This is a genomic window from Ruegeria sp. AE3 (assembly GCF_056542225.1).
This window is the reverse complement of record NZ_JBQFZL010000016.1, coordinates 39,052-60,186: the sequence shown is the minus strand read 5'-3', so window position 1 is coordinate 60,186 and position 21,135 is coordinate 39,052. Positions and strand designations below refer to the sequence as shown.

At 58.5% G+C, this 21,135-nt stretch carries 23 protein-coding genes, 1 other RNA gene and 1 riboswitch; of the genes, 12 read left to right on the top strand and 12 right to left on the bottom strand.

Translation table 11 applies throughout. From position 1 onward, the window contains the following. Window positions 1–209 precede the first annotated feature (209 nt). On the bottom strand, window positions 210–1,670 hold the full coding sequence (gene pdxR, locus ACR0NZ_RS18580) for a MocR-like pyridoxine biosynthesis transcription factor PdxR (protein WP_480520961.1): 1,461 nt from the start codon (window positions 1,668–1,670) through the stop codon (window positions 210–212). Between the two features lie 133 nt (window positions 1,671–1,803). Between pdxR and ACR0NZ_RS18575 the strand changes: the two genes are divergently transcribed. Together ACR0NZ_RS18575 and ACR0NZ_RS18570 are read left to right on the top strand one after the other, a co-directional pair. Continuing rightward, entirely contained in the window at window positions 1,804–2,112 is a 309-nt protein-coding gene (locus ACR0NZ_RS18575; protein ID WP_209507696.1) for an ArsR/SmtB family transcription factor, read from the top strand. Next, window positions 2,105–3,136, top strand: coding sequence for a permease (locus ACR0NZ_RS18570; protein ID WP_480520959.1), 1,032 nt, complete (start codon window positions 2,105–2,107; stop codon window positions 3,134–3,136). The genes ACR0NZ_RS18575 and ACR0NZ_RS18570 overlap by 8 nt, the downstream gene beginning before the upstream one ends. 55 nt (window positions 3,137–3,191) lie before the next feature. On the opposite strand, the gene ACR0NZ_RS18565 is transcribed toward ACR0NZ_RS18570, so the two are convergent. Beyond that, entirely contained in the window at window positions 3,192–3,581 is a 390-nt protein-coding gene (locus ACR0NZ_RS18565) for a hypothetical protein (protein ID WP_480474103.1), read from the bottom strand. A 51-nt stretch (window positions 3,582–3,632) separates the two neighbouring features. Then, window positions 3,633–4,394, bottom strand: a complete 762-nt coding sequence (locus tag ACR0NZ_RS18560) for a DUF1013 domain-containing protein (protein WP_480520957.1) — start codon at window positions 4,392–4,394, stop codon at window positions 3,633–3,635. 130 nt (window positions 4,395–4,524) lie between these two features. Between ACR0NZ_RS18560 and ACR0NZ_RS18555 the strand changes: the two genes are divergently transcribed. Next, entirely contained in the window at window positions 4,525–5,154 is a 630-nt protein-coding gene (locus ACR0NZ_RS18555) for a ribonuclease T2 family protein (protein WP_480520955.1), read from the top strand. On the opposite strand, the gene ACR0NZ_RS18550 is transcribed toward ACR0NZ_RS18555, so the two are convergent. Next, the gene (locus ACR0NZ_RS18550; RefSeq protein ID WP_480476833.1) at window positions 5,151–5,648 is read right to left on the bottom strand and encodes a hypothetical protein; all 498 of its coding nucleotides are present in this window, start codon (window positions 5,646–5,648) and stop codon (window positions 5,151–5,153) included. The genes ACR0NZ_RS18555 and ACR0NZ_RS18550 overlap by 4 nt on opposite strands. Window positions 5,649–5,809: 161 nt before the next feature. Between ACR0NZ_RS18550 and ACR0NZ_RS18545 the strand changes: the two genes are divergently transcribed. Next, entirely contained in the window at window positions 5,810–6,658 is an 849-nt protein-coding gene (locus tag ACR0NZ_RS18545; RefSeq protein ID WP_480520953.1) for a class I SAM-dependent methyltransferase, read from the top strand. A 59-nt stretch (window positions 6,659–6,717) separates the two neighbouring features. Here the strand turns inward: ACR0NZ_RS18545 and recR are convergent, their stop codons facing one another. From recR to ACR0NZ_RS18530, 3 genes are all read right to left on the bottom strand, one after another. Further along, entirely contained in the window at window positions 6,718–7,311 is a 594-nt protein-coding gene (recR, locus tag ACR0NZ_RS18540; RefSeq protein ID WP_480474099.1) for a recombination mediator RecR, read from the bottom strand. 61 nt (window positions 7,312–7,372) lie between these two features. Then, window positions 7,373–7,726 carry a YbaB/EbfC family nucleoid-associated protein gene (locus tag ACR0NZ_RS18535; RefSeq protein ID WP_209507712.1) on the bottom strand — a complete coding sequence of 118 codons (354 nt, stop codon included), beginning with the start codon at window positions 7,724–7,726 and terminating at the stop codon, window positions 7,373–7,375. Between the two features lie 189 nt (window positions 7,727–7,915). Beyond that, the gene (locus tag ACR0NZ_RS18530; RefSeq protein ID WP_480520951.1) at window positions 7,916–9,679 is read right to left on the bottom strand and encodes a DNA polymerase III subunit gamma/tau; all 1,764 of its coding nucleotides are present in this window, start codon (window positions 9,677–9,679) and stop codon (window positions 7,916–7,918) included. Between the two features lie 172 nt (window positions 9,680–9,851). Here ACR0NZ_RS18530 and ACR0NZ_RS18525 point away from each other — a divergent pair, with 172 nt between their 5' ends. Continuing rightward, window positions 9,852–10,364 carry a protein-tyrosine phosphatase family protein gene (locus ACR0NZ_RS18525; protein WP_480488864.1) on the top strand — a complete coding sequence of 171 codons (513 nt, stop codon included), beginning with the start codon at window positions 9,852–9,854 and terminating at the stop codon, window positions 10,362–10,364. Here ACR0NZ_RS18525 and ACR0NZ_RS18520 read toward each other — a convergent pair. Continuing rightward, window positions 10,356–10,763: a hypothetical protein gene (locus ACR0NZ_RS18520; RefSeq protein WP_480520948.1), complete on the bottom strand. Its 408-nt coding sequence runs from the start codon at window positions 10,761–10,763 to the stop codon at window positions 10,356–10,358. The genes ACR0NZ_RS18525 and ACR0NZ_RS18520 overlap by 9 nt on opposite strands. A gap of 91 nt (window positions 10,764–10,854) precedes the next feature. Continuing rightward, a riboswitch (cobalamin riboswitch) is annotated at window positions 10,855–11,073 on the bottom strand. A 133-nt stretch (window positions 11,074–11,206) separates the two neighbouring features. Here ACR0NZ_RS18520 and ACR0NZ_RS18515 point away from each other — a divergent pair. Beyond that, a complete protein-coding gene (locus tag ACR0NZ_RS18515) occupies window positions 11,207–12,064 on the top strand; it encodes an alpha/beta hydrolase family protein (protein WP_480520946.1) in 858 nt (285 codons plus the stop codon). Between the two features lie 36 nt (window positions 12,065–12,100). On the opposite strand, the gene rsgA is transcribed toward ACR0NZ_RS18515, so the two are convergent. From rsgA to ACR0NZ_RS18500, 3 genes are all read right to left on the bottom strand, one after another. Next, window positions 12,101–13,129 carry a ribosome small subunit-dependent GTPase A gene (rsgA, locus tag ACR0NZ_RS18510; RefSeq protein ID WP_480520944.1) on the bottom strand — a complete coding sequence of 343 codons (1,029 nt, stop codon included), beginning with the start codon at window positions 13,127–13,129 and terminating at the stop codon, window positions 12,101–12,103. A 158-nt stretch (window positions 13,130–13,287) separates the two neighbouring features. Then, window positions 13,288–13,386: signal recognition particle sRNA small type (gene ffs, locus ACR0NZ_RS18505), an RNA gene on the bottom strand. Window positions 13,387–13,425: 39 nt separating this feature from the next. Continuing rightward, entirely contained in the window at window positions 13,426–15,294 is a 1,869-nt protein-coding gene (locus ACR0NZ_RS18500) for a bifunctional 2',3'-cyclic-nucleotide 2'-phosphodiesterase/3'-nucleotidase (RefSeq protein WP_480520942.1), read from the bottom strand. A gap of 183 nt (window positions 15,295–15,477) precedes the next feature. On the opposite strand from ACR0NZ_RS18500, the gene nudC reads away from it, so the two are divergent. The 4 genes from nudC to ACR0NZ_RS18480 are packed head-to-tail and all read left to right on the top strand — an operon-like array spanning window position 15,478 to window position 17,473. Beyond that, complete coding sequence (gene nudC, locus ACR0NZ_RS18495; protein WP_480520940.1) at window positions 15,478–16,461, top strand: NAD(+) diphosphatase; 984 nt, start codon at window positions 15,478–15,480, stop codon at window positions 16,459–16,461. A gap of 39 nt (window positions 16,462–16,500) precedes the next feature. Further along, the gene (locus ACR0NZ_RS18490; RefSeq protein ID WP_480520938.1) at window positions 16,501–16,968 is read left to right on the top strand and encodes an SRPBCC family protein; all 468 of its coding nucleotides are present in this window, start codon (window positions 16,501–16,503) and stop codon (window positions 16,966–16,968) included. Further along, a complete protein-coding gene (locus ACR0NZ_RS18485) occupies window positions 16,958–17,248 on the top strand; it encodes a hypothetical protein (protein WP_480520936.1) in 291 nt (96 codons plus the stop codon). Before ACR0NZ_RS18490 ends, ACR0NZ_RS18485 begins: the two co-directional genes overlap by 11 nt. A 3-nt stretch (window positions 17,249–17,251) precedes the next feature. Further along, on the top strand, window positions 17,252–17,473 hold the full coding sequence (locus tag ACR0NZ_RS18480) for an N-acetyltransferase family protein (RefSeq protein WP_480520934.1): 222 nt from the start codon (window positions 17,252–17,254) through the stop codon (window positions 17,471–17,473). 120 nt (window positions 17,474–17,593) lie between these two features. On the opposite strand, the gene ACR0NZ_RS18475 is transcribed toward ACR0NZ_RS18480, so the two are convergent. Continuing rightward, complete coding sequence (locus tag ACR0NZ_RS18475; protein ID WP_480495966.1) at window positions 17,594–18,427, bottom strand: prephenate dehydratase; 834 nt, start codon at window positions 18,425–18,427, stop codon at window positions 17,594–17,596. A gap of 120 nt (window positions 18,428–18,547) precedes the next feature. Between ACR0NZ_RS18475 and ACR0NZ_RS18470 the strand changes: the two genes are divergently transcribed. Continuing rightward, window positions 18,548–19,060, top strand: a complete 513-nt coding sequence (locus ACR0NZ_RS18470; RefSeq protein WP_480520963.1) for a c-type cytochrome — start codon at window positions 18,548–18,550, stop codon at window positions 19,058–19,060. A 170-nt stretch (window positions 19,061–19,230) separates the two neighbouring features. Further along, the gene (locus ACR0NZ_RS18465; RefSeq protein ID WP_480520932.1) at window positions 19,231–21,135 is read left to right on the top strand and encodes an extracellular solute-binding protein; all 1,905 of its coding nucleotides are present in this window, start codon (window positions 19,231–19,233) and stop codon (window positions 21,133–21,135) included.

Below are 21,135 nucleotides of genomic sequence, written 5' to 3'. Positions count from 1 at the left end.
CGCCGAGCCAATGATCCCAAACGCATGCTCAATTCCATGCATCTGCAAAACCTTAACAAAGGCCTCTTCCGTCGTCATCTTCATAGGGGTGCTCTCCAAGCAAGAGTGAGGAAACCGGGCACCGGGGCCCGGGGGTTGATATGGTTTTGGCGTAAGGGTGCGACCTGCGTTAGGGCCAGACGCGTCTGCGGAATATGTCCAGTGCGATCTCAGGCAGACCGGATGGCTTCCGCGATAAGTTCAACGCCGGGGCCTATGCGGTTGGTCGAAATAGAAGAGTACCCGAGGCGGTAGAAATTCTGTGGCCTGTCGGACCCCGAGAAAAACGGAGCACCTGGTTCGATATGAACACTCTGGTTCTGTAGCTTTAGCGCAAGCTGCGTTGTGTTGACGTGCTCAGGGGCCGACATCCACATTGAAGAGCCGCCCATTACACCCCGCCCGGCCACTGTCAGCCCGCTTTCCTCGATGGCTTTGTCCATCGCATCGCGCCGCTCTTGCAGGGCTTTCGACATACGTCGGATCTGCGCGTCGTAATGGCCCAATGACAGAAAATACGCTGCCGTGCGCTGAATATGACCCGGAGGGTGGCGCAGGACCAACGAGCGAAGCGCACGTGCTTCGCGGATGAAAGGTTCGGACCCGACCATATATCCAAGCCGCAATCCCGGGAACAGCGATTTGGAAAAACTGCCCACGTAAATCACGCGCCCATCCCGATCCATGGATTTGAGTGCAGGCGAAGGTGCGCTGCGAAAGGCCATCTCGAATTCGTAGTCGTCCTCGACAACCATTGCATCCAGATCGCGTGCCCGATCCAGTAGCTTGTTGCGGCGGTCGACCGGCATCGTCGCGGTTGTCGGGCTTTGATGGCTGGGGGTGGTAAAGATGACATCCGCTTCGTCGGGGATCGCCTCAGGTGGCAAGCCGTCGCGATCGACGCTCAGGGGCGTCACAGCGCAGTCCCAGTGGTTCAAAAGGCTTCGCAGCGCGTAGTAGCTGGGATCTTCGATTACGGCGGTGCGATTGTGGGTCAGCAAAATGCGAGAGGCCAGCCAAAGCGCGTTCTGCGCGCCCAGGGTGATCAAGATCTCTTCGGGGCGGGCAACGATACCACGGCGCGGCAGGGTGTGGCGCGCGATGAACTCGATCAACAACGGATCATCCTGATCCACGTAATCCCCTGTCAGCGAATCGAAGTCTTTGTGCCCCAAGGCGCGAACCGCACACAATCTCCAGTTGGCGTGATCAAACAGGGTCCGGTCGGCCTGACCGTAGATGAACGGATAGCGGTATTCGCGCCAGTCGCTTGGTTTAGGCAGGACGTCGCTGTCCAGAAAGCGGCGCGCCAGTGCCCTGTCCCAGTCGACAGATTCCGTGCCGCGCTGCACGGGCGAGTATTTGGGCGGAACCGGCGCGTTTTGCGAGACGTAATATCCTGACCGGCCCTTTGCCGTCAGATAATCATTGGCCAGCAACTCGGTATAAGCCAGCGTCACCGTGATGCGGCTGACACCCAGATGTGTGGCCAGCTTTCGCGAGGATGGCAGTTTTTCCCCGACATGAAAGCGACCGGACAGAATGCCCTCTGCAATCATCTGCTGGATCTGGGCCTGCAACGTGCCCTGACCGTTAAGCTCAAGAAAGAATGTTTCGACCGATATCCCCATGCCTGCTTATAGGTTGGACTTAAGGCGGGGGCAATCTGGACTTACAGCGTCATGGAAAATTTTCCCAAGGTGGGTTGACCAGGATTTTCTAAAAAACTAGAAAACTATAAAACTAGTTTAATAGAGGCGAATCATGTGGGAAACTGCTGCTGCCGGATTTTCCGCCATGGGCTCGGAAGCCCGGCTGAAAGTTCTCAAGACACTGGTGCGGGCTGGTGAGGCCGGTCTGACTGTTGGCGAAATCCAGAACCGGACAGGGATTGCCCCGTCGACTTTGGCGCACCACCTGCGGTTTCTTGCAGCCGGAGGTGTGGTTGAGCAGGAAAAGATCGGTCGCACCACCATCAACCGGGCCTGTTATGACGAATTGAAGACGCTGGCACAGTTCATTCTCAGCGAATGCTGCGCTGACGCGGTTGGAAAGGCGGCCAACGATGGCTGAGTTGACGCAATCCCCCCGACTGACCGCTAAAGGCGTGGTGGAGATGATCAAGACGCCCTGGGCATTGATCGTCGTCATTCTTGTGGCGGTGGCCGTTCTCGACCCCGGCAACCTGCGTGAGGTTGTGAGTTTTGCAGTAAGGGCTTTGGCGCATACTGGACAATACATCCTGTTTGCTGTGCTTCTGTTGTCATATCTCAAGGCGACAGGAGCCGAGGTGATGGTGGCGCGCGCCTTTGAAGGGCGCGAGACCCGGATGATCTTTCTGGCCGCCCTGTTCGGCGGCCTCGCACCGTTTTGTTCTTGCGAAGTCATTCCCTTTATTGCGGGCTTGCTTGCACTCGGAGCGCCCCTGTCGGCCGTGATGGCGTTCTGGCTCAGCTCGCCATTGATCGACCCACCGACGCTTTTGATTACGGCTGCTGCACTGGGGTGGCCCTTTGCGATCGGCAAGGCGGTTGCCGCCGTTGCGCTTGGCCTGTTCGGCGGGTTCGCGGTTCGGTGGCTGATGCGGCAGGGCGCGTTTGCACAGCCCTTGCGCGAATACAAACCTGCAGGGTGCTGCGGATGTGGTCCGAAGGCGGATGACAAGCCGGTCTGGAAGTTCTGGCAAGAGCCTGAACGCCGGGTTCGGTTCCGTTCGGAATTCGTACACAACGGGCTGTTCCTGCTCAAGTGGCTGGCACTGGCCTATGTGCTCGAGGCGCTTTTGGTCAACTATGTGCCTGCGGACCTCATCGCTGGCGTCGTTGGCGGAGAAGGCGTGCTGCCGATCATCGTTGCCGCACTGGTGGGGATGCCAGCCTATCTGAATTCCTATGTCGCGCCGCCGCTGCTGGCAGGTCTGATCGATCAGGGCATGACCGCGGGGGCTGCGATGTCGTTCATGGTTGCGGGTGCCGTCAGTTCCATTCCGGCAATGGCCGCAGTCTGGTCATTGGTCAAACCACGCGTGTTTGCCGCCTACCTGAGCCTTGGCGTGGGGGGCGCAATAATCGCAGGCATCATCTTTCAGGTGGTATGAACGAAAAAGCCGCCCGGCGTCAGCATCGGCGGCTTTGTTTGGTCTGAATTCTTGATCAACCGGACTCGCAGAGACGGGGCAGTTTGAACCGATACCGGGCTTCACCGCTTTTCACGTAGATGCGTTTTTCCACGCAGGCCGTCGTTCCTACGGTTTTTGAAATCTGCGATTCGGTCGACGTGATCGACGTGGCCGATCCATCGGGCAGGCGAACCGAGGCTACGACGCCGTTCTTCAGGTCCCCGTTCACCGGCGTTGCGGACAGAACCGGTACGATCAGGAAAGCCTCGTGCTCATGTTCGCCTTCGTCCCCCAGCAGAAACAAGGTGGTGACGATGGCGATCATGACAACACCACCCGCCAGACCCAGCCCCCATGTCCTGAGAAAGGCATAGATCGTTACGGCGCGGTGCGGACCGAAAATCGCGGAAAGAATGCTCAGCATGACAAGTCCGTCAAAAAAGCCCCAGCCGTTCCGACCGGGGCTGATTGTCTGTTACAAACGAGGATCATCCTCGTCTTCATCATCCGCCCCGCCTTTGGGCAGGTTGAAGAAACTGTCGGCGTCGATGATAGGCTCGTCGTCTTTTTCATCCGACCGGTCATCGGACAGCGAGAAGGTTTCCAGACCTTCAATCGCAGTCGGGATTTTCGGCGCGGCGTCCATTTCCAGCGACTGCTCGGTCGAAACCAGCTTGCGGCGCTCGTCATCGCTCATCACGCCGCCTTCGGCCGCTTTCTTGGCTGCGGCCTTCTGCACGATCGCATCCAGTTCGGACTGTTTGCACAGGCCCAACGCAACCGGGTCGATCGGCTGCATGTTCGAGATGTTCCAGTGCGTGCGCTCGCGGATCGACTGGATGGTCGGCTTGGTGGTGCCAACCAGCTTGGCGATCTGGCCGTCGCTGAGTTCGGGGTGGAACTTGACCAGCCACAGGATCGAGTTCGGACGGTCCTGACGCTTGGACAGCGGGGTATAACGCGGGCCACGGCGCTTTTCTTCGCCGGATGCCGCCGGGTTGAACTTGAGCTTCAGCTTGTGCAGGTGGTTGTTCTGCGCGGCGTCGATCTCATCCTGGGTCAGCTGGTTGTTTGCGATTGGGTCAAAGCCCTTTACGCCTGCGGCCACATCACCATCGGCGATGCCCTGCACTTCCAGTTCGTGCATCCCTACGAAATCCGCGATCTGCTTGAAGCTGATCGTGGTGTTGTCCACCAGCCATACGGCGGTTGCCTTGGCCATAAGCGGTTTTGCCATCAGCCCGTCTCCTATACATACATCTTTCCCGTCGCCGGAATTCGGCGGCCCCTTGGTTTTGGGGCAGGTTTCCGTTGTCGGGGAACTTGGCCCGTATATAGTCGCCACGCAGCAAGAAGGGAAGAGGCGAATGCGCTGGGTCGTATTGTGGGTTTTCAGCGCGATGGTAGCGCTGGCCGATGGTGAAAAAGCGGGTGAGTTCGACTATTACGTCTTGTCGCTTAGCTGGTCGCCCAATTGGTGCGCCCGGGAAGGGGACGCGCGCGGGTCAGACCAATGTGACGACCGGCACGACCACGGATGGATCCTGCACGGGCTCTGGCCGCAATTTCATCAGGGCTGGCCATCCTTCTGCCGCTCACCCGAGGCGCCGCCATCGCGCCGCATGACGCGGGAAATGGAAGATATTCAGGGTAGTGCTGGCCTTGCATGGCATCAGTGGAAGAAACACGGCACCTGTTCGGGGCTATCTGCGCCCGACTATTTCGCCCTGTCCCGGCGTGCCTATGATGCGGTAGAACGCCCGCAGGTCTTCCGCAAGCTGGACGCATCCGTCAAACTGCCGGCTTCGGTGGTTGAGGATGCGTTTTTGACGGCCAATCCGGGGCTTGAGCGCGATATGATCACGGTCACCTGCAAACAGGGCTATATCGAAGAGGTCCGCCTGTGCCTGTCGCGCGATCTTGATCCGGTGCCATGCAGCCGCGATGTGATCCGCGACTGCACCGCCAAGGACGCGCTGTTCGATCCGATTCGTTAAAGTTTTTTGTTCTGGCAGTCCCGCGCATAGTCCAGCGCCTTGGCGGTGCCTTTCAGATTAATCGCCATCACCACCTCGCCTGCGGGATTGTAAACCGTCATCGTCTTGTTCTGGGCAATCGCGGTGACGAAATTCCGGTCGGTGAAAAAAACCGTCGCACCGGGCACTTTGCGTTCATTGAACCCGATAGCGGTGGCATCAAAGCTCTTGCCGTCCAGTTCGAACCGGATGGGATAGCTTTTACCCTGTTCAATATTGCCCCAGGCCTTGTTGTAAACGGCGAAGTACCCGCGATTATCCAATGCGTCATAGCCCAGCCGCACGACCGAGAGGTCCTGATAGACCGTCTGGATCAGACACCCGTTCCCAAGCGCGGGGTCCATCATGATGTTCCAGCCTTCGACAAAGCCCTTGTCGACCAGCTCCTGCGACAGGGCAGCGGTTGCGGTGAAGGCGGCGAAGGTAAAGGCGAGAAGGCGGGTCAAGTTAATCACTCCCATCTAAAAAACGTGGTTGGCTGTATCTAACTGTAACTCTGTTTCAGGCAAACAGTATTCTCTGAAACCTGGTCCAGATGCTTCAGCAGTTTCAAAGTACGACAGTTTTGCGCGGCAACTATGCTACAGTGATTGCGTTCAAGAATGTGAGAAACGCTATGACTGCCAACAAAGCGCAGGCGGATTACTGGAGTTCAGCTCCGGGACTTCAGTGGATCAGGTTCGAAGAAGAACTGGACGCTGTTTTTGAAGCGGTGGACCAAGAACTCATCCGGCGAGCGGGTGATATCCATGATGCGGATGTACTTGATGTTGGTTGCGGAACCGGCGCCACGAGCCGTGCTTTTGCGAAAAAGCTGACCCCAAATGGAACACTGACGGCGTTGGATATTTCCAAACCGCTGTTAGAGCACGCTCAAGAGAAAGCTGGTAAGCTTCCCGTAAAATCAAGGTATTTTTTGATGGACGCGCAACAAGGTGCGATCCCAAGCGCGCCATTCGATCTTGTGATTTCGCGCTTTGGCGTCATGTTCTTTTCCGATCCGAACGCTGCGTTTGCCAATATACGAAAACACATGCGGGCACAGGGGCGTTTGATTGCAGCGGCTTGGGCTCCAATGGCAATAAACCCTTGGTTCGATGCTCCATGCAAAGCGGCAGTTTCACGTTTGGGGCCACCTGATCCTGCTGATCCCAACGCACCGGGACCTCTGGGTTTTCAGGATATCGACTACGTTGTCGATGTGTTGAAAAAAGCAGGGTTCAGAAATGTGAAAGGAGAGGTTTCGGCGATCACACTAAAACATCAAGGACCGCTCAAGAAAGTTTCTGATTTGGCTTCCAACATAGGACCAGCAGCGCGAATTCTAAAAAAGTATTGTGGAACGGATGCGGATGTCGCGGCAATACAAGAAGCCGTTATGGAAAAATTCAGGGTATTCGAGAATCCGGAGGGCGTTGGTATTCCCGCAAAGTTAAACTTTTTTGAAGCAGTTAACCCTGAATAAGCTTACAAATGACAGCCAGGTGACAGACTCGTGCAGCTGGTATATCATCCTTCGTTAGGCTACATTTCCTTGCGCGCCCTGAGCGCCGCCGTAATCGTCCCATCATCCAGATAATCCAACTCTCCGCCGATGGGCACGCCTTGCGCCAGTGAGGTCAGGCGCACCTGACCTTCCAGCTGGTCCGCGATGTAATGGGCGGTGGTCTGGCCGTCGACAGTGGCGTTCAGGGCAAGTATCACTTCGGTGATCCCTTCGGCCAGAACCCGATCCCTGAGGCGGGGAATACGCAGCTCGTCCGGGCCGATGCCGTCCAGTGCAGACAGTGTGCCACCCAGCACGTGATAGCGGCCTTTGAAGACCCCTGACCGCTCCATCGCCCAGAGGTCGGCGACGTCCTCAACCACGCAGAGTTCGCCGTTCGCTCGGGCCTCGCTATTGCAGATATCGCAGATATCGGTGGTGCCCACGTTGCCGCAATTCAGGCATTCGCGAGCGGTGATGGCCACTTGCTGCATGGCGTCTGACAGGGGCGTCAGAAGCAGAGCGCGTTTGCGGATCAGATGCAGCACCGCACGGCGGGCCGAGCGCGGGCCCAACCCCGGCAGTTTGGCCATCAGGTCGATCAGATTGTCGATTTCGCTGTTCGTGCCCATGGCCTGCCCTGCTTTGCGCCGGAGGGAGCCTCCGGCGGGAGTATTTGGGAAAAGATGAAGCTCAGAACGGTAGCTTGATGTCCTTCGGCAGGCCCATGCTTTCGGTCAGCTTGCCCATCTCTTCCTGTGAACGTTCGGCAGCTTTGGCCTGAGCGTCCTTGATGGCGGCCAGGATCAGGTCTTCGACCACTTCCTTGTCGTCGCCGTTGAAGATCGACGGATCGATGTCCAGCCCCTTGAGTTCACCCTTGGCTGTGGCCGTTGCCTTGACCAGCCCCGCACCGGATTCGCCGACAACCATCATGTTGTTCAGCTCTTCCTGCATTTCGGTCATCTTGGTTTGCAAGTCTTGTGCGGATTTCATCATCTTGGCCATGTCGCCCAGTCCGCCAAGCCCGCCGAGTCCTTTCAGCATCAGTCGTCTCCTGTGTTTCTGTTTGGTTCTAAATACGGACCGCAGGCAGGCGGCACAAGAGGTCTCCCGCCTGTCCAGATCAGAGCGTCGCCGACCGATCAGTCATGCGCCTGCATTCCCACCCTCAGTTGTTTCGTGGAGGGGCGTGAGTATGCCGGTTTCTTGAAACTTGGACCCACAAGCTTAGGGCTAATCCTCTTCGAAGGGGTCCCATTCATCTTCGACTTCGGGAAGGGCCTCGGTCTCAACCTTGGCGGCACGCTGTTCAGGTGTTTCGATCCGAATGATCTTTGCCTTGGGGAATTGCGTCAGCACGGCCTGAACCAGCGGGTGTTCTTCGGCCTCGGCTTTCAGGGCCAGTTCGGCCCGGTCCCGCACTTCCGCGATGGTCGCCGCATCCCCGTCCGAGACAATGGAGACGGCCCACCGATTGCCAGTCCAGCGTTGCAGGGCAGAGCCCAATCGCGACGCCAGATCCGACGGTGCCTGAGGCGTCGGGGTGAATTCGATCCGGCCGGGCTGGTACGACACAAGGCGCACGCCGCTTTCCACCTCGACAAGCAGTTTCACATCGCGGTTTGTGCGGATCAGTTCCACTACATGCCCGAAGGTTGGATAGCGGGCCAGGGCCGTCTGGGCATCCTGCGCCAGCGCGGCAACCGGTGCGCCACCCGCGCCGCGCGGGGGCGATGCATAGGCAGGCGGCGGGGTCGCGTTGGATTGCGTTGCCACCGGGGCCTGCCGGGACATTGACATGCCCCCGCCCGGCCCGCCGGGTGGCGAAGGTGGGGCGTCTTGCAGCCGTTTGATCAGTTCTTCGGGGCTGGGCAAATCGGCGACATGTGTCAGTCGGATAACAGCCATTTCGGCGGCCATCATCGCGTTGGGCGCCGCAGAGACTTCCTCCAGCGCCTTCAGCAGCATCTGCCACATCCGGGTCAGAACCCGCATCGGCAAAGCCTCGGCCATGTGCTGGCCCCGTGTGCGTTCGTCGGGGGAAACCGTCGGGTCTTCGGCCGCGTCGGGTGTGATCTTTACGACGGACACCCAATGCGTGATTTCGGCCAGATCGCGCAGCACAGCCAGAGGGTCTGCGCCTTCCGCATATTGCCCGCTCAGTTCAGTAAGCGCTCCTGCCGCGTCACCGCGCAGGATCATGTCCATCAGGTCCAGAACACGACCTCGATCCGCCAGACCCAGCATCGCACGGACCTGATCTGCCGTCGTCTCACCGGCCCCGTGCGAGATTGCCTGATCGAGCAATGAGGTCGCGTCGCGGGCCGACCCTTCTGCAGCGCGGGTGATCAGCGCCAGTGCGTCGTCGGCAATCTGCGCGCCCTCGGCCCCGGCGATCTTGCGCAGCAGACCGATCATGTCTTCGGGCTCAATCCGGCGCAGGTCAAAGCGCTGACACCGCGACAGAACCGTGACCGGCACTTTGCGAATCTCGGTGGTCGCGAAGATGAACTTCACATGTGCGGGCGGTTCCTCGAGCGTCTTGAGCAGCGCGTTGAATGCGCTGGTCGAGAGCATGTGAACCTCGTCGATGATGTAGATCTTGTAGCGCGCGCTGGCTGCGCGATAGCGGACACTGTCGATGATCTCGCGGATATCGTTGACGCCGGTACGGCTGGCGGCATCCATTTCCATCACATCGACATGGCGGCCTTCCATGATCGCGATGCAATGCTCGCACTGACCGCAAGGCTCTGTTGTCGGCCCTCCGGTTCCATCCGGTCCGATGCAGTTCATGCCCTTGGCGATGATCCGTGCCGTGGTGGTTTTACCCGTTCCGCGAATGCCGGTCATGACAAAGGCCTGCGCAATCCGGTCGGCCTCAAAAGCGTTTTTCAGAGTGCGCACCATGGCGTCCTGACCCACCAGGTCGGCAAAGGTTTCCGGGCGGTATTTGCGGGCGAGAACCTGATAGGCGGGGCTGGGCGTGTCTGTCATGTCTACTCGCTCGGATTCGGTGCTTCGGCACAGCGTAGTGGCGGCGGCAGTCCGCGTCCACTGTGGGGCGAGATGATTTTTTGTTTCAGAAACGGACTGGTTTCCAACTAAACTGGACCAGCGGATTTAATGACTCATTTTGTAAAGAGTAGCTTGGGGGAGGACGCACTTCATGTCGCAGCTGGTCATTTTTGCTCTGCAGGTCGGAGGCGGAACGCTTGCCCTTACTTCGATGCCCGGGCGTGGCGGGGATTACGTCGGCGATCTGGATATGATTGCGGCGTGGAAACCGGGCCTTGTGATTTCAATGACGACGGATGTTGAAATGCTTCAGGATGGCGCGCAGCACTTTGGCAGCGACATCCAAAGCCGTGCCAGCCGGTGGGTTCACCTGCCGATCGAAGATTTTGGAGCACCGACGCAGGCGGTTCAGAAGGCCTGGCCAGAGGTCAGCGCCACGGCCCGACATGCGCTGTCGGGCGGTGGCCGGGTTCTTGTGCATTGCCGTGGGGGGTGCGGCAGATCCGGGATGATTGTTCTGCGACTGATGGTTGAATGCGGTGAACGCGCCAGCGACGCACTGGACCGCCTGCGGGCCGTGCGCCCCTGCGCTGTCGAAACCGATGCGCAGCTGGCCTGGGCGTCCCGGATCACCCCGGCACAGGTGGAAGTGGGATCAAGCTGACAGCTGCTGGGGTGCGTAGCCGGTTTTCCGAGGCCGGATCGTTGAAACCTCGATCATGGCGCAAGGCGGGTTCGCGACAATGCCCGAGGGCAGCGTGCTGAATGTAGGTCCGAAGATCAAATCGGCATAGGCATCAAGGTCCCGAATTGCCGTATCAGGGTGCGCCCCGCAGAAAACGCGAACGCTGTCGGATCGCGCTCGGATCGTTGCCATGCACCCTTCCGCGCAATGTGATAGCGCGCTGCTGCCTTCAAATTCGAAATCCTCGCTGGTGGCCGAAACCGCCTGCGCCATGGCTTCGGAAATCGAGCGGGCCAGTCGCGCCAAAGCCGGGCAGGTTTTGCCCGTACGCTGGCACACTGTTGCGCTGTATTCGTGTGACTTTGTCTTCCAGATCATCCTGCGCCCTCCGCGCGTGGTGGGCTGGAATATTGGGGCAGGTGGGACAGCATTTCGCCGTCAGGACCTGCCCGGACACCCCGCCCGAGTTTCGGTTTCAGTTCCGATGGCAGGTCTCCTGACTTGCGGGTCATTGCTCTGCCGACCTTCCCAGCCCATAGGCCAGTGGTATTTCGGCATTGCTTACCGCTTACAGTTGCGGGGGCAGTCGCGGACTTGGTTGATGTCTGTGTGACCAGACAAACCGCACCGTGTTCCCTTTTCATCCCGACCTCTTGTGGGGGCCGGAAACCATCACACAACCGCTAGCGTCTGATCGCGTTCCGAGTCAAGCCGATCTTTAGGCCGGACGTTTGGTCATGCTGGATGCGGATTATGTTCCGGCCTAGTGTCGTCGGCATTGAAGGCAGGCAAACCGATTGTTTCAGTGAAAGCCGGGGATCATGTTGGATACGGAACAGACGGTGTTGATCGAAGATTTCAGCTTTCCGTCAGGGTCCGTGACCTTGTCGGCGCGGTTGTACCGGCCTGTGGGTGAGCCGGAAACCGTTGTTGTGCTGAACAGTGCTACAGGTGTGCCGCGTGACTATTATCGCCATTTTGCGCGATGGCTGGCTACCAAGCGGGGGATGGCTTGCCTGACCTATGACTATCGGGACTACGGGCTTTCGTTGGTCGGCCGCCTGAAAGACGCGCGTGCTACAATGGCGGATTGGGCATTGATCGATATGCCGGCGGCACGGGCCGAGATGCGCAGGCGGTTTCCAAAGGCGCAGCACTGGACCATCGGCCATTCGGTCGGTGCGATGCTGGGGCCGGTGCAGCCGGATATCAACCAGATTGACCGTATGATCTGTGTGTGTTCGGGGCTGGTGACTTTGAAAGATCACCCATGGCCCTATCGGGGGTTGGCGGGGCTGTTCTGGTATGGCCATGCACCGCTGATGGTGCGGGCGCTTGGCTATCTGCCTGGCAAAGCAATTGGGTTTGGCTCGGACCTGCCCGCCTCGGTCTACTGGCAATGGCGCAAATGGTGCACAGCTCCTCTTAGCTACGTTCCCGAGATCGGGCAGAATTTGCCTGATGCGCATTGGGGCAGTTCTGGAACAGCTGTGGATCTGTTCACGTTCGAAGACGACCAGATGGTTCCGCCCGAGGCGGTTTGGCGCCTTGCCGATCTGTATGGCCCCGGGGCCAGACGCCACCTTCTGAAGCCTGCCGAATTTGGGCTGCCGGAGATTGGTCACATAGGCGCATTTGCCCGGCGCAATGCAGCGGTCTGGCCGCGCCTGATCGCCTGATCAGACGCGACGCAGGTTTTCCATAACACCTTGCAGCTATGGCCGTTTGCGAAGCTTCTTGTCCTGCATGACACCGCGGACCATCTTGCCGAACGCCTTGTCCCGCGCCCGCGATTGCGCAACGGTTTCCGAGTTTCGCTGATCTTCGCGCCGCAGCTTGCGCCAACGGTCCAGCCGCGCCGGATCAAGAACGCCCTTGCCTATTGCGTTCTGCACGGCACAGCCGGGCTCGGTCTCGTGCTGACAATCCGAAAAGCGGCAGCTTTGGCCAAGCTCTGTGATGTCCGAGAACACGTTGTCGATCCCGTCCTGAGCGTCCAACAAACGCAATGCGCGCATTCCCGGCGTGTCAATCAGCCAGCCACCGTTACCCATCCGGTGCAACGCGCGCACCGTTGTCGTGTGCCTGCCCCGTGCGTCGTCTTCGCGAATTCCAGAGGTGGCGAGGTTTTGATCCGTCATGGCGTTGCTGAGCGTCGTTTTACCCACGCCCGACGACCCGACCAGCGCGCCGGTCTGGCCTTTGGGGCACCATGCCAGAACCTTTTCGATATCTGCCGGGTCCAGCGCATTGATCGCCAGTACCGACAAAAAAGGGTCCAGAGATTGCACTTGTCCCGAGAAACTGCCGGGGTCATCCGACTGGTCAGCTTTCGTCAGGACAACGACAGGATAACATCCGGCCTGATGTGCCAGCGCCAGATAACGTTCCAGCCGGGGCAGGTTGAAATCGGCGTTGCACGAGCTGACGATGAACAACACATCGACATTGGCTGCTATCAGTTGTGTTGCGGCACCTGTACCGGCAGCCCTGCGTTGCAGCAGGCTGCGCCGGTCCAGAATGTGACGCACGCGGTTTTCGGCGTCGGCAAGGACCCAATCACCAACGGCATATGAACCGGTCGGATTATCCGGTGTCAGCAAAGGGATATCACCATCCGGGCTCAGCCCGATCAGACGGTCCCGATGTACCGATGCGATACGAAAGGGCGTGTCAGAAGGAAAAACCGCATGCTGCGCGGCAAAGTAAGAGGACCATCCCAGGTCCGAAAGCGTATAAGACATTTATCTGCCTGTTTTCAGAAACAGCAATGCCAACGGATGGCAAGCGCGCATCCGCAGGTCGTGTGTTCAGGCAGTCCGGTGATTCCGGTGAATCAGAACCAGTCTGCCCGAAGGGTTTTCACTACAATCATAAAGCCCTCCTGTGGCTGTGGTTCACGAAGTGAGAGGTTGGACATCGACCCAAGCGGGGCTCGTTGTGGCTGCTTCCTTCCGGACCTGACCAGGTTGGCGAGGCGCTCGCCCGCGCCAACCTCTCGAGTCCGGATATAGGGAAGGCAACGGGAAAAGACAACCCGTCAGAGCGTCAGGCGGATGCGTTCAAATCCCCTGCCATCCGAGCCCAGCAACACGGGATCGAACCTGCGCAACTCATCCAAATATTTCGGGGCGCCCGGACCTGTTCGAAGAATTGTTGTCACGCCCCGCTGCGGCATCAGCGAGAACGGGTAGGGCTGCGTGACGATCGGATCGGGCGGAAGGTGCTGCGCCAGGTAATCCCGCACAAGGTCCTTGATGCTCAGCGGTGGCAGGCTGATGAACTCAGACGTTGTCGCATGCGGGAAATGCCCGCCTCCGCTGGCGCGGTAATTGTTCAGCGCCATAACGAACATCTGCTCCGGTCGTACGGGGCGGCCTGCATATGTCAGATCGCTGATCCGCCTGTGGTCTGGATGGATCATTTTCCCCTGCGCATCGTATCGAGGCAGCTGAGTAGGGTCGATCTGATAAGACAGTCCAAACACGATGTCGAAATTGTACCCGGCCCGTTTAGGGTTGATCAGTTCGGGCTCGGAACCGGGCTTTAACTGGTTGAATACGCTGGCCGACATCTCCAACCAGTCCAGCAGATGCGCACCGCTGATCCGGATTGCGCGCAGCTCGTTGGGAAACACATGCAGATCCGCGACATGACGCAAACATATTTCTCCGGCGGGTACCTCGGTATAATGGCGGGGGCCTGAGCGCCCGCCGGATTTGGCAGGCGAAACAACCGACAGAATCGGCAGATCCGCCAGGTCTGTTCCCTGCAAAAGCGGGCGCAGTGCGGCGGCTTGCGCCGCAGCTACAAGGTTCAGCCCGCGATCCGGCGCACAGCAACTGAAATAGCTGTGCAATGTATCCGGGATATGTGCCACCGGTGCCGCAACGGATTGACGGGTCATACGATGCGCCACCTCACACAAGCCCGCAATTTCACGGTCTTCCCCGACGGCTGTGCCGTTGCTGACAACCGGGCGCAGTTCGACGCGGCTATCCCGGATTCGCACTTTGCCGTCCAGCCCGGCGGTCACGGCCAAATCGATAACCCCCAGGTAAGAGCCCGCTGATCCCGGCATGACAACGGGCGTTCCATGTACCAGCCCCGTCAGGTGATCGACCATCGGGGTATTGGCGTGGCCCTCTCCTGGAAGTGTCAGGTGGGTGTGCCCGGCCACAATGGCATCGATGCCTTTGATCGCGGCCAAGGGTATCACGGCGTTTTCCATCCCCGCTACCGGCTCGCTGCCCCCAAGGCCGGAATGGGCAAGCGCCACGATGATATCACAACCCTCGTTGCGCAATGTCTGCGTCAGGGATTTAGCCGCAAGCAGGATATCCTCGACGACGATACCGCCATCCAGATTATGCGCCTCCCAACAGGCCGTTTGCGGAGGAAGAACCGAGAAGATGCCGATGCGAACGGGAATGTCTTCTCCGTTCAAAAGCACGGTGCGGTCCAGAACGGTGTATCGCTGCCAGGGCAGTGGTCCGCGCGTGCGATGCAGGTTGCTGCAAATAACTGGGCAGGGGGCTTGCGTCAGGATGTTGCCCAATGTCGCCAGCCCGAACCCGAGATCATGGTTGCCCAGCCCGATCGCGTCATAATCCAGGGCTTCGAACGCCGTCATCATCGGATGGGCAGTGCCACTTTTGGCGGCCCAATCGCCCATTGGGGTTCCCTGCAACGAATCCCCGTTGTCAAACATCAGCACCAGCGCGTCCTTGGCCTCTTGTCGGGCTGCGTGGATCAGGCTGGCGGTGCGCGTCAATCCAATCGTCTGGTCTGGCGTGTCGGTGTAATAGTCAAAACCGGTCAGGTTCATATGCAGGTCAGTTGTGGCCAGAATGCGAATTTTCCCACTGTCACCAATGGGCTGTACCTGCGTCGAGAAGGGGATCTTCACTTTGAGTATTCTGCTATTGAATGTGGGTATTGATTAAATCCATCAAAATTCACTCTAGATGATTTTTCCGAGGCCACCATGCGGCTTTTCAGCGGCAGGGTGGTGGATTTTCCGTCCCTGAATAGCCATTGCAACACAGGCCGAGACGTGGCAGCCCTGTGCGCAAGATCAAAAGGAAATCCAATGAAAAACGCAGAGCACGTAACCTTCGGGGGGTCGGGCCTTGATCGGGCGGCGCAGTATCGCGGAGATGCGAACAAGCTGGCCGAGGCGATGCGCGACCCGGCCGCGCGGTGTGTCTTGCTGTGGCGTGGAAAACTGCTGGTACAGGGTGAGGGGCTGGACCAGCTTGCCATGATCCCGATGACGCACCCGCTGATCAGCAATGGTCCTGGCGGCGTCATTGAATCCCCGGTGTTTTTGGGTCTGAGCGCTGACAGCGCCCCCGTGTTTGCCGTTGATATTTCCGCATGGGCAGCCGAGGGGCTGGATCTGACCAGTCTGGGCGCCTTCGTGGACAAGTCCGAACAACAACACCCGGATTTACCGCAAGGCCACGTGTTTGCCGAACTGCGCCGGATCATGACACGGCTGTCGGCACGCGACGCGGAACTGGCGGCCACGTCTAAGGCAATAATCGGCTGGCATGAAACACATCGCTATTGCGCACGATGCGGTGCCGCCAGCGAGGTGTCGCAAGGGGGATGGCAGCGCAGTTGCCCGTCCTGTGGCGGGCAGCACTTTCCGCGCACCGATCCGGTTGTGATCATGTTGATCACGCATGGTGACAGCGTGCTGATGGGCCGGTCTCCGGGCTGGCCTGACGGGATGTTCTCCTTGCTGGCGGGATTTGTTGAGCCCGGCGAAACGCTTGAGGCAGCAGTGCGCCGCGAAGTGATGGAAGAGGCGGGCGTGCCGGTGGGTGCGGTTTCGTACCTGTCCAGCCAGCCCTGGCCGTTTCCGGCCTCATTGATGTTTGGGTGTGCAGGTGAGGCACTGTCACGCGACATCGTGATCGATCCGGTCGAAATAGAAGAGGCGATGTGGGTCAGCAAATCCGAAATGATGCAGGCCTTTGCAGGCGATCATCCTAGGCTATTGCCAGCGCGCAAGGGGGCAGTCGCTCATTTTCTGCTTCAGAACTGGCTTGCAGATACTCTGGACTGAGGAAACATTGGCTCAGTAATTACGACAGCAAAGGTCAGTATGCAGTTTTCAGCGCGCGAAGATATCGAAGCCCCCATCCAATCGGTATTCGACATGGTGTCGGATTTCGAACGGTTCGAGCGTATGGCAATGCGCCGCGGCATCGATGTGCGCCGTTTGGGCGGTGGCGCAGCGGTGACTGCCGGAACCGAGTGGAATACGGAGTTCAAACTGCGCGGAAAGCCGCGTCAGATGTCAGTGGTTATGACTGATTTCGACAGGCCTTCGCAAATGCGATTTGACGCTGCCAGCAAGGGCATTACCGGGTTCACGACCGTGGATTTTCTGGCCCTGTCCCCGCGCCGGACACGCCTGAGCATCGAGATGTCCCTGGCCGCCAAGTCCCTGCCGGCACGGTTGCTGTTGCAATCCATGAAGCTGGGGCAGTCGAGGTTTCGCAAGCGGTTTCAGGTGCGTCTCAGCGAATTCGCACGCGAGTTGGAGCAGAGGCACCTGCATGGCGGGTAAGACACAAGATCGCACTGCAGGTGTGAAGGGATCGGACCACCTGAGTTTTAAACCCGCATCCGAAACCGATGCCGAAGGGGTCGCTGGCGTCCTTCACGATCTGGTCCTGGCTGGCAAGCGGCGCAAAGCCCACGATGTCGATTTTGCCCTAAGGCACTATATTCGCCACCCGGATCAATTACGATGTACAATCGCCACGGACCCGAATGGTCACGTGCTCGGGTTCCAATCCCTGAAATATGCGGTCGAAAACAACCCCTACGGCGTGTCAGTGGGGTAGGGCGTGATTGGAACCCATATCCGACCATCAGCCGCCCGGCTTGGGATCGGGCGCGCACTTTTCGCGCACACTTTGGACGCGGCCCTTGCGCGCGGTCTTACCGCTATCGATGCAACAATTGGCGCAGGTAATACTGAAGGTCTGACCTATTACGAAGCCATGGGTTTCCGGACGTACCGCACACAAGATGGGTCTGTGTCAAAGGTCTACCGGATTAACCGCTAGAGAGCGACGATTCCAGGCGCAGCGGCGCGAAGAGTGAACAGGCCACCGGCATTGCCAAACAGCTTCGAAAAAACGGGCAACAACGCATCAAGCCCAAAGGAATGCCGTCGCGAACCGTGATTATCCGCGCGGATGTGCTGCCGGATAGACGCCCAGAACCTCGACATTGGTCGTGAAATGCTCAAGCTCGTCCATGGCCAGCTGCACGTTGCGGTCTTCGGGATGCCCGACAATATCCGCGTAAAACTGCGTCGCGGTGAAGGAGCCGTCGACCATATAGCTTTCCAGCTTGGTCATGTTGATCCCATTGGTAGCAAACCCGCCCATCGCTTTGTAAAGCGCGGCAGGGATGTTGCGGACCTGAAACACAAAGCTGGTGATCATTCCATGATCGCCCCGGCGGGACAAATCCGTTTCGCGCGACATGACAAGAAAGCGGGTCGTGTTGTCGTCATTATCCTCGATATGGCGGGCCAGAACGTTCAGGTTATAGATCTCAGCGGCCAGCTCGCTGGCCAGCGCGGCTGAATGCGGATTGCCTTCCTCAGCCACTTCGCGGGCGGCGCGGGCGTTATCGGGGCTGACGCGGCCGCGAATGCCGTGTTCCTTCAGAAAGCCCGCGCATTGCGGCAGCAGTACCAGATGCGAATGCGCCTCGGTGATGTCTTCCAGTTTTGCACCCGGTACGGCAAGAAGGTTGATGTGCACACGGACAAAGGCCTCATCGATGATATGCAGCCCGCTGTGAGGTAACAGCCGGTGAATATCGGCCACCCGTCCATAGGTCGTGTTCTCGACCGGAAGCATTGCCAGATCCGCAGCTCCCGAGCGGACCGATTCGATCACATCCTCGAAAGTGCGGCAGGGCAGGGCTTCCATATCTGGCCGAGCGTTGCGGCAAGCCTCGTGACTGTAGGCGCCGGGTTCCCCCTGAAAGGCAATGCGATTGGTCATTTGGTCGATTCCATGCAACAAGTTCGCGATTTGGTCGTTTCGTCGCGGTGTCTATACCTTGCCTCTCGCAAGGGGAAGCCTTAGACAGCTGCCCAGACAGCTGAAATGGACTCGCGATCAATGTTCGACACGATGACAGTAACCAAGGCCGCCGCAGGCCTGTTCGGCACATTCCTGGTGCTGCTTCTGGCCAAGTGGGGGGCGGATGTCCTCTATTATTCCGGTGGCCATGGCTCGGCTGAGGCCGCCTACATTATCGAAACCGAAAGCTCGGGCGAAAGCGCCGACGGTGAAGAAGTGGTCTTCGAAGACCTGCTGGCCGCCGCAGACATCGAGAGCGGCGCAAAAGTGTTCCGCAAATGCACCGCGTGCCACAAGCTGGAAGACGGCGCAAACGGCACCGGCCCCTACCTGTACGGTGTGGTTAATCGCCCGGTCGCCTCGGCCAACGGTTTCACCGGGTACTCGGCCGGTATGCAGGCGCATGGCGGCAACTGGACACCCGAAGCGCTGGATGCCTTCCTGACCAAGCCGGGCAATTATATCTCGGGCACATCGATGAGCTTTGCCGGCCTGAAAAAGCCGCAGGATCGCGCCGACGTGATTGCCTATCTGCAGACAATCGGCAACTGATTGCCTGAGCGATCAGAACCATTCAAAGCCGCTGCCGCAACGCAGCGGCTTTTTTGTCTGAAGAAACCTTCACAAAGTGCTCACGCATTCTAAACTTGAATCTGCACGTGCTGGCACTTTAGCTAGCGGTTACGACATTGACGGTGACAATGACCGAGAGGATGAGCCACATGAAATCCCTGATGCCTGCTGCACGTGATCTCGAGGTAAGGCCATGGGTTGGCATTTTGGGGCTCTGTGCCGCTCTGATTGCTCCGCATGCAGCACAGGCGCTGGATGAAGGCGTCACCCGCAGCCACGGGTATTCGTATTTCGGAAATCTGGATTACCCGGCGGACTATGCGCATCTGAATTATGTGAATCCCGACGCCCCCAAAGGCGGCGAGCTTTCGCTGGCAGCCTCTGGAACGTTCGATTCCCTCAACCCCTATTCACGCAAAGGGCGCGCCGGTGCGCTGACCACATTGCAATATGACCGTCTGTTTGAAAGTGCCGAAGACAGTGTCGGGCAGTATTACGGCGTAGTTGCGGAAAGTCTGGAATATGACGAAGGGCGCAATTACGTCATTTTCCATTTGCGCCCCGAAGCAACTTTTTGGGATGGCACGCCTGTCACGGCGGAAGATGTTGTCTACAGCCACCGTTTGTTCATCGAACAGGGCCTGCCATCTTACGCGCAGGCCGTTGGCCGTATGGTGACAGGAGCCGAGGCGTTGGATGACCATACCGTAAAATTTACATTCAATCCCGAAGTCACTCGCCGCAGCCTGATCGAAACCGTCGGCTCAACTCCTGTTTTCTCAAAAGCATGGTTTGAGGCAGATGAGACACGGCGCCTGGATGAACCACGGCTGGAAGTGGCGGTGGGCTCTGGCCCCTACAAGCTCGACAGCTACGACATCAATCGCCGCATCGTTTACAAACGCCGGGACGATTATTGGGGCAAGGACCTGCCTTTCAATGTCGGACGCAACAACTTCGATACAATTCGGGTCGAGTATTTCGCCGATCAGACGGCAGCGTTCGAAGGTTTCAAGGCGGGTGAATATACATTTCGGATTGAAAGTGATCCCAAGCTTTGGGCGACCGGGTATGATTTCCCGAAGCTGGATGAAGGCACCGTTATTCGGGATGAGATCGCAGATGGCAGCCCGCCGACACCTTCGGGCTTTGTCTTCAACCTTGGGAAACCGCAATTCGCCGACAAGAATGTCCGCAAGGCCCTGGCCTTGGCCTTCAATTTCGAATGGACGAACGAGTCATTGTTGTTCGGCCTGAACACGCCGCGGAATTCTTTCACGCAAGGAACCCCGATCGAGGCGCAAGGCCTGCCCGAAGGGGCTGAGCTGGCGTTCCTGCAGGCGTTGGGCGGCGTCGTTCCCGAAGATGTCCTGACGGAACCCGCTGTAGTGGCGCACGAATCAAACCCTGCACGCCTGAATGACCGACAAAACCTGCGCAAAGCTGCCAGGTTATTGGACGAGGCAGGCTGGTCCGTCGGCGAAGGCAATATTCGCCGCAATACCGAAGGGCAGACTTTGAAGGTGAATATTCCATATCCTTCAAACCTGCCGACCTCGACCGCAACGATGATCGAAACCTATGTCCAAAACCTGCAATCCATCGGTGTGGATGCCTCGACCGAGAAAGTTGACCCGGCGCAATACACGTTGCGCAGCCGCGAGCGGGATTATGACATGGTCTATTCCACGCGCTACGGGTCGTTTTTGTCTACCGGGGGCGGTCTGAGCCAGATGTACGGATCGGAAGAAGCGGCTTTTAGCCTGTTCAATCCGGCAGGTCTGGCCAGCCCCTTGGTCGACGCGATCATCGAGGCGTCCTTTGAAACTGACAATCAGGCCGATCAGGACACGGCGTTAATGGCTTTGGATCGCGCCTTGAGGTACGAGTTTTTCGTAATCCCCGTGGGGTACATCGCAGAATACTGGACAGCATATTACGATATGTACGAATACCCGGAAAACCTGCCGCCCTATTCGCTGGGTTATCTGGATTTGTGGTGGATCAATCCGGAAAAACAGGCTGCGTTGAAAGCGAAAGGCGCGCTGCGATAA

Coding starts and splice junctions, on each gene's coding strand:
- pdxR (WP_480520961.1), bottom strand. CDS start 1,670: ATGGGGATATCGGTCGAAACATTCTTTCTTGAGCTTAACGGTCAGGGC.
- ACR0NZ_RS18575 (WP_209507696.1), top strand. CDS start 1,804: ATGTGGGAAACTGCTGCTGCCGGATTTTCCGCCATGGGCTCGGAAGCC.
- ACR0NZ_RS18570 (WP_480520959.1), top strand. CDS start 2,105: ATGGCTGAGTTGACGCAATCCCCCCGACTGACCGCTAAAGGCGTGGTG.
- ACR0NZ_RS18565 (WP_480474103.1), bottom strand. CDS start 3,581: ATGCTGAGCATTCTTTCCGCGATTTTCGGTCCGCACCGCGCCGTAACG.
- ACR0NZ_RS18560 (WP_480520957.1), bottom strand. CDS start 4,394: ATGGCAAAACCGCTTATGGCCAAGGCAACCGCCGTATGGCTGGTGGAC.
- ACR0NZ_RS18555 (WP_480520955.1), top strand. CDS start 4,525: ATGCGCTGGGTCGTATTGTGGGTTTTCAGCGCGATGGTAGCGCTGGCC.
- ACR0NZ_RS18545 (WP_480520953.1), top strand. CDS start 5,810: ATGACTGCCAACAAAGCGCAGGCGGATTACTGGAGTTCAGCTCCGGGA.
- recR (WP_480474099.1), bottom strand. CDS start 7,311: ATGGGCACGAACAGCGAAATCGACAATCTGATCGACCTGATGGCCAAA.
- ACR0NZ_RS18535 (WP_209507712.1), bottom strand. CDS start 7,726: ATGCTGAAAGGACTCGGCGGGCTTGGCGGACTGGGCGACATGGCCAAG.
- ACR0NZ_RS18530 (WP_480520951.1), bottom strand. CDS start 9,679: ATGACAGACACGCCCAGCCCCGCCTATCAGGTTCTCGCCCGCAAATAC.
- ACR0NZ_RS18525 (WP_480488864.1), top strand. CDS start 9,852: ATGTCGCAGCTGGTCATTTTTGCTCTGCAGGTCGGAGGCGGAACGCTT.
- ACR0NZ_RS18520 (WP_480520948.1), bottom strand. CDS start 10,763: ATGATCTGGAAGACAAAGTCACACGAATACAGCGCAACAGTGTGCCAG.
- ACR0NZ_RS18515 (WP_480520946.1), top strand. CDS start 11,207: ATGTTGGATACGGAACAGACGGTGTTGATCGAAGATTTCAGCTTTCCG.
- rsgA (WP_480520944.1), bottom strand. CDS start 13,129: ATGTCTTATACGCTTTCGGACCTGGGATGGTCCTCTTACTTTGCCGCG.
- nudC (WP_480520940.1), top strand. CDS start 15,478: ATGAAAAACGCAGAGCACGTAACCTTCGGGGGGTCGGGCCTTGATCGG.
- ACR0NZ_RS18490 (WP_480520938.1), top strand. CDS start 16,501: ATGCAGTTTTCAGCGCGCGAAGATATCGAAGCCCCCATCCAATCGGTA.
- ACR0NZ_RS18485 (WP_480520936.1), top strand. CDS start 16,958: ATGGCGGGTAAGACACAAGATCGCACTGCAGGTGTGAAGGGATCGGAC.
- ACR0NZ_RS18475 (WP_480495966.1), bottom strand. CDS start 18,427: ATGACCAATCGCATTGCCTTTCAGGGGGAACCCGGCGCCTACAGTCAC.
- ACR0NZ_RS18470 (WP_480520963.1), top strand. CDS start 18,548: ATGTTCGACACGATGACAGTAACCAAGGCCGCCGCAGGCCTGTTCGGC.
- ACR0NZ_RS18465 (WP_480520932.1), top strand. CDS start 19,231: ATGAAATCCCTGATGCCTGCTGCACGTGATCTCGAGGTAAGGCCATGG.